Origin of the sequence: Microbacterium yannicii (assembly GCF_024055635.1) — a bacterium.
In the GTDB taxonomy this organism is placed as follows: Bacteria; Actinomycetota; Actinomycetes; order Actinomycetales; family Microbacteriaceae; genus Microbacterium; species Microbacterium yannicii.
In genome coordinates, this window is sequence record NZ_JAMXMB010000003.1 from 129,814 (window position 1) to 145,781 (window position 15,968).

Genomic DNA, 15,968 nt, shown 5'->3' on the forward strand with positions numbered 1-15,968 from the left:
GCCCGCCCAGAGGAGACCCATGTACATGACCTATCTGCGGCGGGAGCTGGCCGGCCGCAAGAAGCAGACGATCATCGTGGCCGCCGGCCTCGCGATCGCCATCGCGCTCGTGATGATCGTGAACTCGCTCGCCGCCGGCGTGAGCGCCGCGCAGGCGCAGGCGCTGGAATCGGTGTACGGCGTCGGCACCGACCTGACGGTCACGGGAGCGCAGGCCGAGCCCGGCCAAGGCGGCGCGCGGTTCGACTTCGGTGAGGACGGCGGCGAGACCACCGACGACGGCACGACCGAGCTCAGCCAGTCGCGGCTGGTGACCGAGCCGATGCGCTCGACCCTCGACGCCGCGACGCTCGACACGGTGACCGGTATCGACGGCGTGGCCGCGGCATCCGCTGCACTCAGCCTCACGAACATGACCTTCTCGGGAGAGCTGCCGCAAAGGCCGGACGACGCCACCGGCGACGCCACCAGCCAGGCGCAGCCGCCCCAGCAGACCGAGGGAGAGAGCGGTGGGGGCGGCTTCGGCGGCGGCTCGTTCGGCGTCGACTCGTTCACGGTGCTCGGCATCGACCCGTCGGCGGATGCCGTGGGCCCGCTGTCGGCGGTGGCGCTCAGCGACGGACGCGGCCTCGAGGCGTCCGACGAGGGCGCGTACGTCGCCGTCCTCGATGCGACATACGCCACGACCGCCGGCCTGGCAGTCGGGGACACCATCGACGTCGGCGGCCAGGACTTCGAGATCGTCGGCCTCGTGGCGTCGACGTCCGATGAGGCCGACACCGCTTCGAACATGTACATCCCGCTCGACGTCGCCCAAGAGCTCTCGGGCGCCGGCGACGTGATCTCGACCGTGTACGTGCAGGCGGAGTCGTCCGATGCCATCTCGTCGGTGCAGACGGCGCTCCAGGAGGAGCTGCCCGACGCCACCGTGAGCTCGCAGTCCGATCTCGCCTCGACCGTGTCGGGATCGCTGTCGAGCGCGTCCTCGCTCATCACGAGCCTCGGCACGTGGCTGTCGCTCATCGTGCTCGCCGTCGCACTGGTCCTTGCCGTGCTGTTCACGATGTCGGGCGTCTCGCGCCGCACGCGGGAGTTCGGCACGCTGAAGGCGATCGGCTGGTCCAACGGCCGCGTCGTCGGCCAGGTGGCGGGCGAATCGGTCGTGCAGGGCCTCCTCGGCGGTGTCGCCGGCCTCGTCGTCGGCTTCGCCGGCATCATCGCCATCAACGTCATCGCCCCGACGATCTCGACGGCGCCCGCCACGCAGAGCTTCGGTCCTGGCGGCGGGGGAGAGGGGCCGGCGGGGAGCGGGCCGTTCGGGAACGCGATGATGCCGCAGACCGGCGCCGACATCGTGCTGCAGGCACCGGTCACGCTGTGGGTCGTCGTCGCGGCGGTCGGCATCGCGGTGCTGGGCGGTCTCGTCGCCGGCGCATTCGGCGGCTGGCGTGCCGCGCGGCTGAGCCCCGCCGAAGCCCTCCGATCGGTGGGCTGAGGCATCCCATGTCGAGCACCGATTTCACTGCACCCGAACTCATCTCCACGACACCGTCTCCAAGAAGGGAAGACCACGTCATGACCATGATCGACACCGAGGCGGCCTCGGCTCCGGATGCCGCAGCCCCGGCGCAGTACCGGCTCGAGGGCGTCACCCGCACCTATACCCAGAAGGGCCGCGTCGTGAAGGCGCTCGCCGGCGTCGACCTCACGATCGACGCGGGGGACTTCGTCACGATCCAAGGACCCACCGGCGGCGGCAAGTCCACGCTGCTGCAGCTGCTGGGCGCGCTGGACCGCCCCAGCACCGGCTCGGTGCACGTCGGCGAGATCGACATCGCGACCGCGAGCAACCGTGAGCTCGGCCGTATCCGCGCGCACGAGATCGGGTTCGTGTTCCAGGGGTTCAACCTCATCCCGACGCTCACGGCGCACGAGAACGTCGACATGGCGCTGGAACCGCTCGGCCTCTCGAAGGACGAACGGGGCAGCCGCGTTGCCGAGGCGCTGGCGCATGTCGGTCTCGCAGAGCGCGCGGACCATCGGCCCGGCGAGCTGTCGGGCGGTCAGCAGCAGCGCGTGGCGATCGCGCGGGCGATCGTCAAGCGCCCGCGCGTGCTTCTCGCCGATGAGCCCACCGGCAACCTGGACGAGAGCATGCGCGACGAGATCCTGTCGGTGCTGCAGGCGCTCAACGACGAAGGGCTCACGCTGATCATCGTCACGCACGACTCGGCCGTCGCACGCCGCGCGCGGCGCCGGCTCCGGCTCGACAGGGGCACCGTGCGCGACATCACCCGCTGATCGACCGGCGGGCGTCAGCCGGCCGAGCGGGCATGGGCCGCGATGCGATCGAAGAGCGCATCGCGGCCCTCGTCGACCCGCTGCTCGTCGGGGTGCGCGTCGTAGTACGCGAGGATGCGGCGGGCGCCCTCGTCGAACGTGATCGTGGTGCGGAACTCGGGGACGAGCTGCGTCACCTTCGATGAGTCGAACAACATGGAGTGGGCCTTGTCGCCGATGAGAGTCGGTCCGAGGTCCGGTGCGAACACCGCGATCGTGTCGGAGGCGACGTGCACGAGGTCAGGCGAGTCGACGCCGGCGGCATCGGCCAGCCAGCCGTAGATCTGGTTCCAGGTGGGCGCGTGCGTCCCCGTGATGGTGAACGCCTCGCCGATCGCCGCCGGATTGCCGAGCAGGCCGGTGAAGGCGACCGCGAAGTCGTCGGAATGCGTGATGGTCCACTGGGTCGTGCCGTCGCCGTGGACGATGACGGGACGCCCCGCACGCATGCGCGCGATGTCGGTCCAGCCGCCGAGCGTGGGCAGCAGCCGCTCGTCGTAGGTGTGCGACGGCCGCACAACGGTCACCGGCAGGCCGCGCTCGCGGTGTGCGGCGACGAGCACGTCCTCGCACGCGATCTTGTCGCGCGAGTACTGCCAGAACGGGTTGCGCAGCGGCGTCGACTCCGTCACCGGCATCCGGCGCGGCGGCTTCTCGTAGGCGGATGCCGAGCTGATGAACACGTACTGCCCGGTGCGTCCCTCGAACACCTCGAGATCGGTCGCGATGTGCTCGGGGGTGAAGGCCAGGAACTCGGCCACGACATCGAACCGGCGGTCGCCGAGCGCGGTGCGCACCGCGCCGGCGTCGCGCACGTCGGCCTCGATCAGCTCGACCTGCGGCGGCAGCGGACGCCGTGCGCTGCCGCGGTTGAGCACCGCGACCTCGTGCCCGAGAGCCACGGAGCGGCGCACGCACGCCGCGCTGATCGTTCCGGTACCGCCGATGTAGAGGATGCTCGTCACGCCGCGAGCCTACGCCCGGACGCGGACGTCGCGGCGGACGACGCCCTCTCGCTGACGGCGAACATCTTCCCCGATGTCGGCGGCGGGTCCTAGCGTTGCGGTCATGAGCAACGACGACCTCAGTGCCGGCTCCGTCGGCACCGTCATCCGTCCGGGCGACTCCGAATGGGAGTCAGCCCGTCGTTTCCACTCCGGCATCGGCGAGCCCGCTGCCGTGATCCGCGCTGCCAGCGTCGACGATGTGCGCGGCGCCGTCCGCTACGCCTCCGCCGAACGCCTCGAGATCATGATCCGGGGCGGCGGCCACAGCGCCTGGGGCGGGGTGCCTGGCGGCCTCACCCTCGACATCTCGGCGCTCGACACCGTCGACGTCGAAGGAACACGCGTGCGCGTCGGCGGCGGTGCCCTCTGGGGCGGCGTCGCCCACGCCCTCGCCGAACGCGGCTTGGGGCTCAGCTCCGGCGACACGGCATCCGTCGGCGTCGGCGGTCTCACCCTCGGCGGCGGCATCGGCTGGATGGTGCGGGCGTGGGGACTGGCCGCCGACCAGCTGGTGGGCGCGCAGCTGGTCACCGCGCGGGGCGATGTCGTGGAGGTGACCGAGACGTCGCACCCAGAGCTGCTGTGGGCTCTGCGCGGGGGTGGCGGCAACTTCGGCGTCGTGACGCGGTTCGACTTCCAGGCGCACCGGCTCGACGGCGTCGTCCACGCCGTCTACGGGCTCGAGGGCGATGCACGCCCCGTGCTGCGCGTGCTGCGCGACGTCATGGCCGACGCGCCCCGCGACCTCACGGTCACGTACATGGACGTGCCTGCGATGGATCCGAATGCGCCGGCGGGCGCCTCGATCACCGCCGTCTGGGCCGGCACCGACGAGGACGCCGCACGCCGAGCACTGGCGCCGCTCGCCGATGCCCCCGGCGTCACGGAGCGGGACTTCGGCGTGCTGGACTACCCCGACGTCTTGATGGAGGCCCCCGAGTTCGACCCCGAGCGGCCGATGCCCGGCTTCGTCGGCGGCAACACGCTGCTGGGTGTGCTCGACGACGAGGCGATCGATCGCCTCGTCGCGTTCCGGGAGCAGCATCCGGCCTCGGTCGTGATGCTGCGGTCTCTCGGCGGCGCCTACGCCGATGTGGCCCAGGACGACACCGCCTTCCCCGCGCGCGACGCGACGTGGTTCGCGATGGCGGGGGCCTTCGACATCCCGGGGATGCTCGACGACGCGGGGCGCGCGGCGGCCAACGCCGCGTGGGACGCCATCGAGGCCAAGGGGTCGGGCGTCTACGGCAACTTCACCGTGTCGACCGACGAGGCGATCGCCCAGCGCATGTACCCGCCGGCGACGATGGCCCGTCTCGCCGCCATCAAGCACACGTGGGATCCGGGCAACGTGTTCTGCCGCAACCACAACGTGAAGCCCGTGGCGGACGGCGACGCCGGCTGACGCGCGGAGCCGGCGCAGGCACGAGGAGGGCGGATCCCCTGATGGAGATCCGCCCTCGTCGTATGCGGGAGCGCGTCGGTTCGACGCGCTCGTGTCAGTGGGTGTCTTCGGCCTCGATCTCGGTGCGGTCGCCCGACCACAGCGTGTGGAAGGTTCCTTCCTTGTCGATGCGCTTGTAGGTGTGCGCACCGAAGAAGTCGCGCTGTCCCTGGATGAGCGCGGCCGGCAGTCGCTCCGCCCGCAGGCCGTCATAGTACGACAGCGACGACGAGAAGGCGGGTGCGGGGATGCCGGCGCCCGCCGCCGTGGACACGATCCGGCGCCATGCGCCCTGTGCGCGGCCGAGCGCCTCGACGAAGTACGGCGCGGTGAGCAGCACGGCCAGGTCGGGCGTCTCGTCGTAGGCATCGGCGATGCGGTTCAGGAACTGGGCGCGGATGATGCAGCCGGCGCGCCAGATCTTCGAGACCGCGCCGAGGTCGATCGTCCAGTCGTACTCGGCGGCGCCGGCGCGGATCTCGTCGAAGCCCTGCGAATAGGCGACGATCTTCGACGCGTACAGCGCGAGGCGCACGTCCTCGATGAACGCCTCGGCGTCCTCGACCTCGAGGTCCTCCTCGGCACCGGGCAGCTCGCGCGAGACCTCGCGCTGCTCGGGGTGCGACGACAGCGACCGGGCGAACGTGGCCTCGGCGATGCCCGACACCGGCACGCCGAGTGACAGCGCGGTCTGCACGGTCCAGGCGCCGGTGCCCTTCGCGCCGGCCTGGTCGAGGATGACGTCGACGAGCGGCTTGCCGGTCTCGGCATCCACCTGGCGCAGCACCTCGGCGGTGATCTCGATGAGGTACGACTCCAGCTCGCCGCGGTTCCACTCGGCGAAGACGTCGGCGATCTCGGCCGGCGTCTTGCCGGTGCCGCGGCGGATGAGGTCGTACGCCTCGGCGATGAGCTGCATGTCGGCGTACTCGATGCCGTTGTGCACCATCTTCACGAAGTGGCCGGCGCCGTCGTGGCCGATGTGCGTCACGCAGGGCTCGCCCTCGGCGACCGCTGCGATGGACTTCAGGATCGGGCCGAGGGTCACCCACGACTCGTCCGAGCCGCCGGGCATGATCGACGGACCGTTCAGGGCGCCCTCCTCGCCGCCGGAGATCCCGGCGCCGACGAAGTTGATGCCCGTCTCGCGCACCGCCTTCTCGCGGCGGATCGTGTCGGTGAACAGCGCGTTGCCGCCGTCGACGATGATGTCGCCGGGCTCGAACACCTCGACCAGCGCGTCGATGACGGCGTCGGTGGGGCGTCCGGCCTTGACCATGATGATCGCGGCGCGCGGCTTCTGCAGCGACGCGGCGAACTCCTCGTACGAGAACGCGGGCACGAAGCCGGCCTCGGGGTGGGCGGCGAGCAGCTCGTCGGTCTTGGACCGGCTGCGGTTGTGCACTGCGACGGTGTTGCCCTCGCGGCTGGCGAGGTTGCGGGCCAGGTTCGAGCCCATCACGGCGAGACCCACGACGCCGATGTTCGCCGTCGCCACGCGATCGGCGTCGGGTCCCTCCGGCTCGGGCGTGGGGCGGGCCACATCCTCGGGCGCCGGCGCCGCCTCGTGCGCGGTCGTCGCCTCGTCAGGAGCCTGGTCCTGATCCGTCGAGATGCTGGTCCCGGCCTGGTTGCCGCTCGCTGAAGGGTCGTTCGAAGACACACGCGCTCCTGAGGTTAAGTCGTCTCTTTCAGCCTAGAGTCTGGCGCGTCCGTGTTACACCGCAGCGGCGGGACGCTCACAGCCGCCCCCGGCCGGGTGTGACCCCGCCGGGGACGTTGGGCTACCGTGGCCGACGTGACCGAGCCCTCTCTCCCGGCGCACTCCGTGCCCACACCCGCGGTCCGGACGACCGGCGAGTCGCGTCCGAATCCGATGGCGCGCGTCGTCGTGATGGGGCCGAGCGGTTCCGGCAAATCCGTCGTGGGCCTGGCGCTGGCTGAGCGTCTCGGCCTGCCGTTCGTCGATGCCGACGACCTGCATCCCGCCGCCAACGTCGCCAAGATGGTCGCGGGCATCCCGCTGGACGACGAAGATCGGATGCCGTGGCTCGATGTCGTCGCGACGACGCTGCACGATGCGCCCGGGGGAGCGGTGATGGCCTGCTCGGCCCTGGCGCGGCGCTATCGCGAGCGGATCCGCGCGGGGGCTCCGGGCGTCGTCTTCGTCGAGCTGCGTGTGCCACGGGAGGAACTGGCGCGTCGCATGGGCACGCGCGAGCACTTCATGCCGTCGTCGCTGCTGGCTTCGCAGCTGCGCACGCTGGAGCATCTCGAACCCGACGAGCCGGGCGTGGTCGTCGCGGGCGATCCGCCGCTGGCTGACGTCGTCGATGCGGCGCTCGCCGCGCTCGAGCGGTATCAGTCCTTGCGGTAGCCCTGGCGCCCGAGGCTCCAGAACGCCAGCGCGGTCCCGAGGGCACCGACAGCGGCCATGGCGCCGATGAGCCAGAGAAGAGCGTGGCTCCAGAAGCCGTAGTCCATGGGGTCCTCCGTAGGGAGCGGGAAGCAGGTGCGTTCCTCATCGTAGCGGGGGCGCTGGTAGACTCGACTCGAACTTCGGCGAGGGATGCCTCGCGCCCGTCGATTCCGGCGGGCTGCGGCATCCGTGATCGACGCGGTGAAGGCGGCCCAACGGCTTTCCTCACGCGTGCGCGTTCGAGTCGAAGACACCCCGAATACCCGGGCCCGCCACCGCGCAGGCCGAGTCAGAACGGCCACGCGCCGCAGCTTACCGGGCCATTGCGCCCACAAGGAGAACCCCAATGTCGTCCGAGCCCGATACCAAGGTCCAGGCCGAGTTCCGCGAGAGCTTCGGCAAGGGCTTCGCCCGCCGTCTCCGCGCCGCCGGCAAGATCCCCGCCGTCATCTACGGTCACGGCACCGACCCCGTGCATGTCGCGCTGCCCGGCCACCAGGTCTCGCTGCTGATCCGCCGCGCCAACGCGGTGCTCGAGCTCGACCTCGACGGCAAGTCGCAGCTCACCCTCGTCAAGGATGTGCAGAAGGACCCGGTGCACCAGGTCATCGAGCACATCGACCTGCTCGTCGTGAAGAAGGGCGAGAAGGTCGAGATCGAGGTGCCGATCCAGGTCGTCGGCGAGTCCGCCCCCGGCACCATCGCGAACCTCGAGAACACGACGGTCACCATCCAGGCCGAGGCCACGCACATCCCCGAGCACGTCGAGCTCGACGTCGAGGGCCTCGAGGACGGCACGCACATCACGGCCGCCGATCTGAAGCTGCCGAAGGGCTCGGTGCTGATGGCCGACCCCGAGCTGCTCATCGTCGCCATCTCGGTGCCGTCGGCGACGCTGGCCGCCGAGGACGAGATCGCCGAGGCCGACGCCGAGACCGCTGCCGAGCAGGCCGAGGCGTCCGAAGAGTCCGCCGGCGAGTAATCGCCTTCAGGAAGGCGAGGGGGTGCGGATGCCGCGCCCCCTCGCTTCTTTTCGTCGGGCGCCTCCCCGCTCGGCCTCTTCGGTCGACTTGCCGTATATGTACGCGACACCCCTGGTGTGTCGTACACATAGGGCAAGTCAACGGGATTTCGTCGGGCGCCTCGCCGCTCGGGCAGGATGGATGACATGGCAGAGACGTGGCTGGTCGTCGGGCTGGGAAACCCCGGTCCGCGCTATGAGCTCACGCGGCACAACGTCGGGCAGCTCGTCGTCGACGAGCTCGCCGGACGGCGGGGCGAGTCCTTCAAGGCGCACAAGGCGAACGCGCGCGTCGTCGAGACGTGGCTGCGCCCGGGCGGTCCGAAGCTCATCCTCGCCAAGCCGAACACGTTCATGAACGTGTCAGGCGGCCCCGTCGCCGGGCTCGTGAAGTTCTACGGCATCGAGCCTGACCATGTCGTCGTCGTGCACGACGAGCTCGACATCCCGTTCGACACGATCAAGCTCAAGACCGGCGGTGGCCACGGCGGCCACAACGGCGTGCGCGACGTCGCCAAGGCGCTCGACCCCGGGAAGTTCGCGCGCGTCCGGGTCGGCATCGGCCGTCCCGCGGGACGCCAGGACCCGGCCGACTGGGTGCTCGACCCGTTCGGCGCCACCGAGCGCAAGAACCTCCCGATCCTCGTCGGCGATGCCGCCGACGCGGTCGAGCAGCTGGTGGCCGAGGGCCTGCTCGCCGCACAGCAGAAGCACCACGCCCCGCGCGTCTGAGGCGTGGGCCGGGGGTCGGCACTTCCTCAACTGAGGAAGCGTGCCGAGATGCGGAACGATGAGCCGCGTGGATCCCTCGTTTCGGCTCTCGTCCTCAAATGAGGCGCAGACGCAGGGATGATAGGCGAGCGGGGTGAGCGCCGTCGGCGCCTCGTCCTCAATTGAGGAAGCATGCGGAGATGCGGGACGGTGCGCGGCGTCGCTCCTCATTTCGGCTCTCGTCCTCAGCTGAGGACCACGCATGGGACAGACGGATGCCGCGCGCCGACGTGCCTGCGGATCAGCCGCCGATGCCGGTGCCGGCGGAGAGCCCGGCGGTGAGGAAGCCCTGCACGACGGCGCCGAAGGCGATCGGCCCCAGGGCGGCGACGATCACGGCGGCGATGCCGGCGCCACGGCCGCGGGCGGTGACGATCGCGACGATGCCCTGTACGAGAGCCCAGAGGCCGAGCACCGTGCCGACCCAGAAGGCGACCTCGCCGAGCAGCACCCAGTCACGCACGGGCGACAGGACCGACCAGTCGAAGTCGGCATCGAACGCGCGAGCGGAGATCTCTCGACCGGCACCGAGGCCGATGCGGAAGCTCGCGATCGCGCCGACGATACCGGCGCCGACGGTTGCGACGAGCGCCAGCGCCAGGGCGACGACACCGAGAACGCCGCTGCGCCGGGCGGGTATGCCCGTGCCGTACTGGCCGGATGCCGCGACCGGCGAGACCGCATACCCCGCGGGCGGTGCGTAGCCCGGCGCCGGGGCGTAGGCGCCGGCAGGCGGCGCGGCCCATCCGGCCGGGACCCCGCGCGGCACGCCGTGGCCGGCGGCGCCGGGCGGCTGACCGGCACCCGAGCCTGCGGGCGGCCCGAACGGCGGGGACGCGGGGGGAGCCCACGCGCCGGGCGGAACGGGCGGGTTCTGGGGCGCGTCGGGAGCGGAGGGCTGACTCACAGGCTCATCCTAGGAGGGCCGCACGACGCCTCGTCGGCGATGGTGCGTCGTTTCGGCGTCGCCGCGACCGAGCAGCGGCGGAGCTCCGGGTCGGTGCCGCGGCGGAGCTCGCTGTCGGTCCCGCGGCGGAGCTCGCTGTCGGTCCCGCGGCGAAGCTCGCTGTCCGTGCAGCGGCGGAGCTCGGTGTCGGACCTGCGCCGTAGACTCGTGCGGTGACAGTTCCCGGGATCGTTCGCGCCCTCGAGCATGCTGAGCCGTTTCGGGATGCGGTGGCCGCGGCATCCGTCGACGCCGACTTCTCGCTGGTCGAAGGGCTCGACGCTCCGCTTCTCGCCGCTCTCATTGAACGCCGCCGCGCCGCCGGCAAGCCGCCGCTCGTGCTGCTGGTCGCGCCCACGGGCCGCCGGGCGGAGTCCCTCGGCCCCGCGCTGGGCGCGATGCTGCCCGGTGCCGAGGTGCTGCACTTCCCGGCGTGGGAGACGCTGCCGCACGAGCGGCTGAGTCCCAGCGCCGAGACCGTCGGGGCACGTCTCGAGGTGCTCACGCGCATCGCACGCTGGGATGCCGCGACGCCGCTGGTGATCACCGCGTCCGTGCGGGGCGCCATCCAGCCCCTCGCTGCGGGACTGACGGACGTGCCGCCCGTCGAGCTCGTCGTGGGCGCCCGCGGACACGACCTCGGCGACGTCTCTGCCCGCCTCGTCGAGCTCGCCTACCACCGTGTCGACATGGTCTCGCGTCGCGGCGAGTTCGCGGTGCGCGGCGGCATCCTGGACGTCTTCCCGCCGACCGCCCCGCACCCGTACCGTGTCGAGTTCTTCGGCGACGAGGTGGACGAGATGCGCGCCTTCTCGGTCGCCGATCAGCGGTCGCTGCCCGGCGAGGTGCGAGAGGTCACGTTGCTGCCGAGTCGCGAACTGCTGCTCACGGAGGCGGTGCGCGGCCGCGCACGGGAGATGAAGGGCGAGTTCCCGGGCCTCGCGGGCATGCTCGAGAAGATGGCCGAGGGCATCCCCGTCGAGGGGATGGAGTCGCTCCTGCCTGCCGTGGTGGACCGGCTGGTGACCGTCGTGGACTACCTGCCCGAGGGATCCGCCGTCGCCCTCGTCGACCCGGAGCGCGCCGTGGCCCGGGCCATCACGCTGGGGGACACGAACCGAGAGTTCCTCGAGGCGGCGTGGAGCGCCGCGACCGCGGGTGCGAGCACCCCTGTGGATCTCGGCGCCGGCGACTTCCTGACACTGCCGGCGCTGCGGGCCGCCGCACGCGCGCGCGGCGGTGTCTGGTGGAGTCTCAGCGCATTCGATTCGGGACAGGCGGATGCCGCGGCCGAAGGCCTCATCGACGACGACATCGACGTCGCGCTCGAGGCGGCCGCCGCGATCCGCGTGCCGGGCTCTGCGGTGCCGTCATTCCAGGGCAACGTGGAGGGCGCCACCGCCCACGTGGGCGACCTCCTGGCGGACGGCTGGCGTGTCGTGGTCGCCGCGTCGGGTGCGGGGCTCGTCGAGCGTGCGCGCGATGTGCTCGCTGAGCGCGGCATCGCCGCCCGCCGGGTCGACGAGGTGCTCCAGGCGCCGGAGCCCGGCGTCGTCCACGTCGTGCTGAGCGTGCTGGAACGCGGGTTCGAGGTCGCGGACGCGAAGCTCGCCGTGCTCACGGAATCCGAGTTCTACGGCCGCACGATCGGCGGCGACTCGCGCGTCGTCAAGAAGCTCGCGTCGCGGCGCAAGGCCGTCGTCGATCCGCTGCAGCTGAAGGCCGGCGACTACGTCGTGCACGCGACGCACGGCATCGGCAAGTTCGTCGAGCTGACGCAGCGCGAGGTCTCCAGCGGCGGGCGCAACGCGGTCAAGAGCGTGCGGGAGTACCTCGTGCTGGAGTACGCGCCGTCCAAGCGCGGCTACCCCGGCGACAAGCTCTTCGTGCCCACGGATCAGCTGGACCTGCTCTCGCGCTATGTCGGCGGCGAGGCGCCGGCCCTGTCGAAGATGGGGGGCAGCGACTGGGCGCAGGCCAAGAGCAAGGCGCGCCGTGCTGTCCGAGACATCGCCGTCGAGCTCGTCAAGCTGTACTCGGCGCGGATGGCGTCCAAGGGTCACGCTTTCGGTCCGGACACGCCCTGGCAGCGCGAGCTCGAGGAGGCGTTCCCGTTCGCCGAGACGCCCGACCAGCTGCAGACCATCGACGAGATCAAGGCCGACATGGAGAAGCCGATCCCGATGGACCGGCTGCTGTCGGGCGACGTGGGCTTCGGCAAGACCGAGGTGGCCGTGCGCGCCGCGTTCAAGGCCATCCAGGACGGCAAGCAGGTCGCGATGCTCGTGCCCACGACCCTGCTCGTCAAGCAGCACCTCGAGACGTTCACCGAGCGCTTCGCCGGCTTCCCGGTGAAGGTGAAGGCGCTCTCGCGCTTCCAGACCGACAAGCAGGCCCGCGAGGTGCTCGCAGGGCTCACCGACGGCACCGTCGACATGGTCATCGGCACCCATCGGATCCTCACCGAGAAGGTGATCTTCAAGGACCTCGGGCTCATGATCATCGACGAGGAGCAGCGCTTCGGGGTCGAGCACAAGGATCAGCTGAAGAAGCTGAAGACCAACGTCGACATCCTTGCGATGAGCGCGACGCCCATCCCGCGCACGCTCGAGATGGCGGTGACGGGCATCCGCGAGATGTCGACGCTGCAGACGCCGCCCGAGGATCGGCATCCCATCCTGTCGTATGTCGGCCCGCGCAACGACAAGCAGATCACCGCCGCGATCCGCCGTGAGCTGCTGCGCGAGGGACAGGTGTTCTATGTGCACAACCGGGTGCAGTCGATCCAGCGCGTCGCGGCAGAGCTCGCCGAGCTGGTGCCCGAGGCACGCATCGCCGTGGCGCACGGGCAGATGGGCGAGCACGCCCTCGAAGAGGTCGTCGACGCGTTCTGGGAGCGCCGCTCGGACGTCCTGGTCTGCACGACGATCGTCGAGACGGGTCTCGACATCTCCAACGCCAACACGATCATCATCGACCGCGCCGACAAGTACGGTCTCAGCCAGCTGCACCAGCTGCGCGGACGGGTCGGTCGTGCGCGCGAGCGCGCCTACGCGTACTTCCTGTACGACGACATGAAGCCGCTCAGCGAGACCGCGGCGGACCGGCTCGAGACCATCGCGGTCAACAACGACCTCGGCTCCGGCATGCAGGTCGCGCTGAAGGACCTCGAGCTCCGCGGCGCCGGCAATCTCCTGGGCGCCGAGCAGGCCGGGCACATCGCCGGCGTGGGCTTCGACCTGTACCTGCGCATGATCGGCGAGGCCGTCGCGACGTTCCGCGGCGAAGAGACCGAGGGGCCGGCCGAACTGCGCCTCGAGCTGCCGGTGCAGGCCCGCATCCCCGAGTCGTACATCGACAGCGAGCGGCTGCGTCTCGAGGCGTATCAGAAGCTCTCGGCCGCAGCATCCGTCACCGCGCAGCCGGACGCGATCGACCTCGTGGTCGAAGAGCTGACCGACCGTTACGGCGAACCCCCGGCCGATGTCGAGGGATTGCTCGCGGTCGCGCGGCTGCGCCGGCGCGCGGGTCAGGCGGGGCTGGCCGACGTCGTCGCGATGGGCCCCAACCTGCGCATCGCGCCGGCGAATCTGCCCGACTCGATGCGGGTGCGCCTGCAGCGGCTGCACCCCAAGGCCAAGCTGGTCGCGGGTGGCGAGGCGATGGTCGTGCCGCTTCCGTCAGCCGGTGGTGATCCGCTGCGTGACGACGAGCTCATCGCCTGGGTCGCACAGCTGATCGAGCAGCTGTGGCCGCCGAAGAGGACCGACACGGATGCCGCGGCCGATGCGGCCGTCAACGCCTGACGGCCGGCGGGAGCCCGGTCGGTCGGCTGACGGGCGGCGCGGACTCAGCTCAGGACGACGCGCCTCCGCCGTCGAGGGTCGGGAACGTCCACGTGCCGTCGGTCACCTGCGTGCGCGGCCGGTACAGCCGGACGAGGTAGTTCCACCCCTCGGTCACCGGGATGGCATTCGGAGTGCCGGGTGGGAAGTCCCCGAACCGGACGGTGGTGGAGCCGTCCGCGTTGCGTGAGCCCGTGATGTTGTTGACGGTGTACATGTTCCGGTCGTTCGGCTCGAAGAAGCCCTCCGCGTTGTAGACCGAGATCGACCAGAATCCGTCGACCGGTACGTCGCCGACCGTCAGCTCGTAGCGCCCGACGGGAAGGCGTGGGTCCACGCCGATATACGCCGCCTCGGTCGATGGCAGGCCGCCCCAGCCGGCCGCGGTGCCGATCAGGTGACGGACCGGGTCGACCTCTTCCTTCGCGCCGAAGGTGCGATCGAACGCGGTGAGGTTCCGGGCGAGGGCGAGCAGAGCCTCGCGGGTCTCGTCCATCGACACGGCATCGTAATCCGGGTACGCGAATTCGACCGACGAGGCGGCCGTGAGGGTGATCGCGTCCTGGATGGTGGCGACCGCGGCCAGATCGTTCGGATCGGACGGGTCGACGAGCGTCCGCACCGCTACGGCTACGTATCGCGTACCGAAGAGGTCGCTCGACAGTTCGTAGGTCCCGGCGTCGTGGAAGATCGCGTTGACGTAGTGGTCCTGATTGACGACCATCGCAGACAGGTAGCGGTCGCCGTGCTCGGGAAGAGTCAGTGTCGCGCCGGCGACCAGGTCGACGACCGCGAAGCTGTAGAGCGTGTCACGGTTCAACCGGATCACCGTCTGGTTGTCGATCGCCGCGGGCTCGCGATTGTGGACGAAGCGGTTGACACCGCCGGCTTGGGCCTGAAGATCGCGGAACATCCGATCCGTCTCGGCGCGGGCGAAGTCATCGACGTTCACGGGAAGGGCCACGAGCTCGATCCTGGCACAGCGCGCGATGCGCGATGCGCGCGACGCGAGGGGCTCGCGTGCGAGAGGGTGGAGGCATGGTGGCCGACCTTCGCATCGAGATCTTCCCCGACGACCTGGACCGGGCGGTCGACTTCTACGTCCGCGTGCTCGGGTTCTCGCTCGTGCGCGATGAGCGGCACGTCGAGTGGGCCTACGTCGCGCTCGAGCTCGGTCGTGTGCGCGTCGGGGCCGCGTGGCGCGCCGCGGTCGATCCCGCGCCGCGCCGGCCGCCGGTGGGAGTGGAGCTCGTGCTCGAGACGGATGATCTGGATGCCGCCCGCCGGCGGGTCGCCGACGAGGGCTGGCCCGTCGACGACGACGTGCAGGCGCAGCCATGGGGCCTGCGCGATTTCCGGGTGCTCGATCCGAGCGGCTACTACTGGCGTCTGACGGAGCACCCGTACTGACACGCTCGCCGGCGACCGGGTGCGATGCGGAGGCGCCGCACTACGCTGGCATCGATCCACCACCGACGGAGGAAGAACGATGCGTTTCGAGCACCTCGGGGCGCAGCCCCGTATCCATCCCGACGCGGTCGTCGCCGCGACAGCGGTGATCAGCGGCGACGTCGAGATCGGCGCCGACTGCCAGATCCTGCACGGCGCGGTGATCACAGCGGAAGGCGGGGCGATCACCCTGGGCGAGAACGTCATCGTCATGGAGAACGCGCTCATCCGCGCCACCGCGACCAACCCCGTGCACATCGCCGACCACGTGCTGGTCGGCCCGATGGCGAGCATCTCGGGAGCCGTCGTCGAGGAGGAGGTGTTCCTCGCGACCGGCACGCGCGTGTTCAACGGTGCCCGCATCGGGGCGCGCAGCGAAGTGCGGATCAACGCGGTCGTGCATCTGCGCACGACGCTGCCCGCCGATTCGACTGTGCCGATCGGCTGGGTGGCGGTAGGCGATCCCGTGCAGGTCCTGCCGCCTGACCGCCACGAGGAGATCTGGGCCGCGCAGCGCGAACTCGACTTTCCCGGCTACGTCTTCGGGCTCGACCGCGAGACCCCCGACCTCATGGTCCAGCTCACGGAGCGCTACGGCCGCAGCCTCGCGCGTCACGCCGACGACCGTCGGGTGGACTGACCCCTCCCCGATCTGCCGCACACACCTGCCGCGCGCCGGATCGACGTGGCGCTGGCCTTCCCCCGGCTCAAGCCATAGGGTCGCGA

The 15,968-nt window shown here is 70.8% G+C and carries 14 protein-coding genes; 9 read left to right on the forward strand and 5 right to left on the reverse strand.

The annotated features are described in order from the left end of the window. The first annotated feature begins 19 nt into the window (after positions 1–19). The gene (locus NCG93_RS00885; protein ID WP_194413559.1) at positions 20–1,495 is read left to right on the forward strand and encodes an ABC transporter permease; all 1,476 of its coding nucleotides are present in this window, start codon (positions 20–22) and stop codon (positions 1,493–1,495) included. Positions 1,496–1,575: 80 nt separating this feature from the next. Further along, on the forward strand, positions 1,576–2,301 hold the full coding sequence (locus NCG93_RS00890) for an ABC transporter ATP-binding protein (protein ID WP_194413822.1): 726 nt from the start codon (positions 1,576–1,578) through the stop codon (positions 2,299–2,301). A gap of 14 nt (positions 2,302–2,315) precedes the next feature. Here the strand turns inward: NCG93_RS00890 and NCG93_RS00895 are convergent, their stop codons facing one another. After that, positions 2,316–3,305: an SDR family oxidoreductase gene (locus NCG93_RS00895; protein ID WP_194413560.1), complete on the reverse strand. Its 990-nt coding sequence runs from the start codon at positions 3,303–3,305 to the stop codon at positions 2,316–2,318. A 103-nt stretch (positions 3,306–3,408) separates the two neighbouring features. Between NCG93_RS00895 and NCG93_RS00900 the strand changes: the two genes are divergently transcribed. Then, the gene (locus NCG93_RS00900) at positions 3,409–4,752 is read left to right on the forward strand and encodes an FAD-binding oxidoreductase (protein WP_194413561.1); all 1,344 of its coding nucleotides are present in this window, start codon (positions 3,409–3,411) and stop codon (positions 4,750–4,752) included. 94 nt (positions 4,753–4,846) lie between these two features. Here the strand turns inward: NCG93_RS00900 and gnd are convergent, their stop codons facing one another. After that, positions 4,847–6,289 carry an NADP-dependent phosphogluconate dehydrogenase gene (gene gnd / locus NCG93_RS00905; RefSeq protein WP_308212075.1) on the reverse strand — a complete coding sequence of 481 codons (1,443 nt, stop codon included), beginning with the start codon at positions 6,287–6,289 and terminating at the stop codon, positions 4,847–4,849. 396 nt (positions 6,290–6,685) lie between these two features. Between gnd and NCG93_RS00910 the strand changes: the two genes are divergently transcribed. Further along, positions 6,686–7,168: a gluconokinase gene (locus NCG93_RS00910; RefSeq protein ID WP_194413823.1), complete on the forward strand. Its 483-nt coding sequence runs from the start codon at positions 6,686–6,688 to the stop codon at positions 7,166–7,168. On the opposite strand, the gene NCG93_RS20000 is transcribed toward NCG93_RS00910, so the two are convergent. Next, complete coding sequence (locus NCG93_RS20000; RefSeq protein ID WP_284444971.1) at positions 7,153–7,275, reverse strand: hypothetical protein; 123 nt, start codon at positions 7,273–7,275, stop codon at positions 7,153–7,155. The genes NCG93_RS00910 and NCG93_RS20000 overlap by 16 nt on opposite strands. 281 nt (positions 7,276–7,556) lie before the next feature. Here NCG93_RS20000 and NCG93_RS00915 point away from each other — a divergent pair, with 281 nt between their 5' ends. Together NCG93_RS00915 and pth are read left to right on the forward strand one after the other, a co-directional pair. Next, on the forward strand, positions 7,557–8,192 hold the full coding sequence (locus NCG93_RS00915) for a 50S ribosomal protein L25/general stress protein Ctc (RefSeq protein ID WP_194413563.1): 636 nt from the start codon (positions 7,557–7,559) through the stop codon (positions 8,190–8,192). Between the two features lie 186 nt (positions 8,193–8,378). Further along, on the forward strand, positions 8,379–8,963 hold the full coding sequence (gene pth / locus NCG93_RS00920; protein ID WP_194413564.1) for an aminoacyl-tRNA hydrolase: 585 nt from the start codon (positions 8,379–8,381) through the stop codon (positions 8,961–8,963). A 280-nt stretch (positions 8,964–9,243) separates the two neighbouring features. Here the strand turns inward: pth and NCG93_RS00925 are convergent, their stop codons facing one another. Continuing rightward, entirely contained in the window at positions 9,244–9,909 is a 666-nt protein-coding gene (locus NCG93_RS00925) for a hypothetical protein (RefSeq protein WP_194413565.1), read from the reverse strand. A 212-nt stretch (positions 9,910–10,121) separates the two neighbouring features. On the opposite strand from NCG93_RS00925, the gene mfd reads away from it, so the two are divergent. Next, complete coding sequence (gene mfd / locus NCG93_RS00930) at positions 10,122–13,754, forward strand: transcription-repair coupling factor (RefSeq protein ID WP_194413566.1); 3,633 nt, start codon at positions 10,122–10,124, stop codon at positions 13,752–13,754. 49 nt (positions 13,755–13,803) lie between these two features. On the opposite strand, the gene NCG93_RS00935 is transcribed toward mfd, so the two are convergent. Continuing rightward, positions 13,804–14,757, reverse strand: coding sequence for a DUF1214 domain-containing protein (locus tag NCG93_RS00935; protein WP_252787395.1), 954 nt, complete (start codon positions 14,755–14,757; stop codon positions 13,804–13,806). A 74-nt stretch (positions 14,758–14,831) separates the two neighbouring features. On the opposite strand from NCG93_RS00935, the gene NCG93_RS00940 reads away from it, so the two are divergent. Together NCG93_RS00940 and NCG93_RS00945 are read left to right on the forward strand one after the other, a co-directional pair. Next, a complete protein-coding gene (locus NCG93_RS00940; protein ID WP_194413567.1) occupies positions 14,832–15,203 on the forward strand; it encodes a VOC family protein in 372 nt (123 codons plus the stop codon). A 79-nt stretch (positions 15,204–15,282) separates the two neighbouring features. Then, positions 15,283–15,882 (forward strand): gamma carbonic anhydrase family protein, encoded by a 600-nt coding sequence (locus NCG93_RS00945; protein ID WP_194413568.1) that lies wholly within the window; start codon positions 15,283–15,285, stop codon positions 15,880–15,882. The last annotated feature ends 86 nt before the right edge of the window (positions 15,883–15,968 follow it).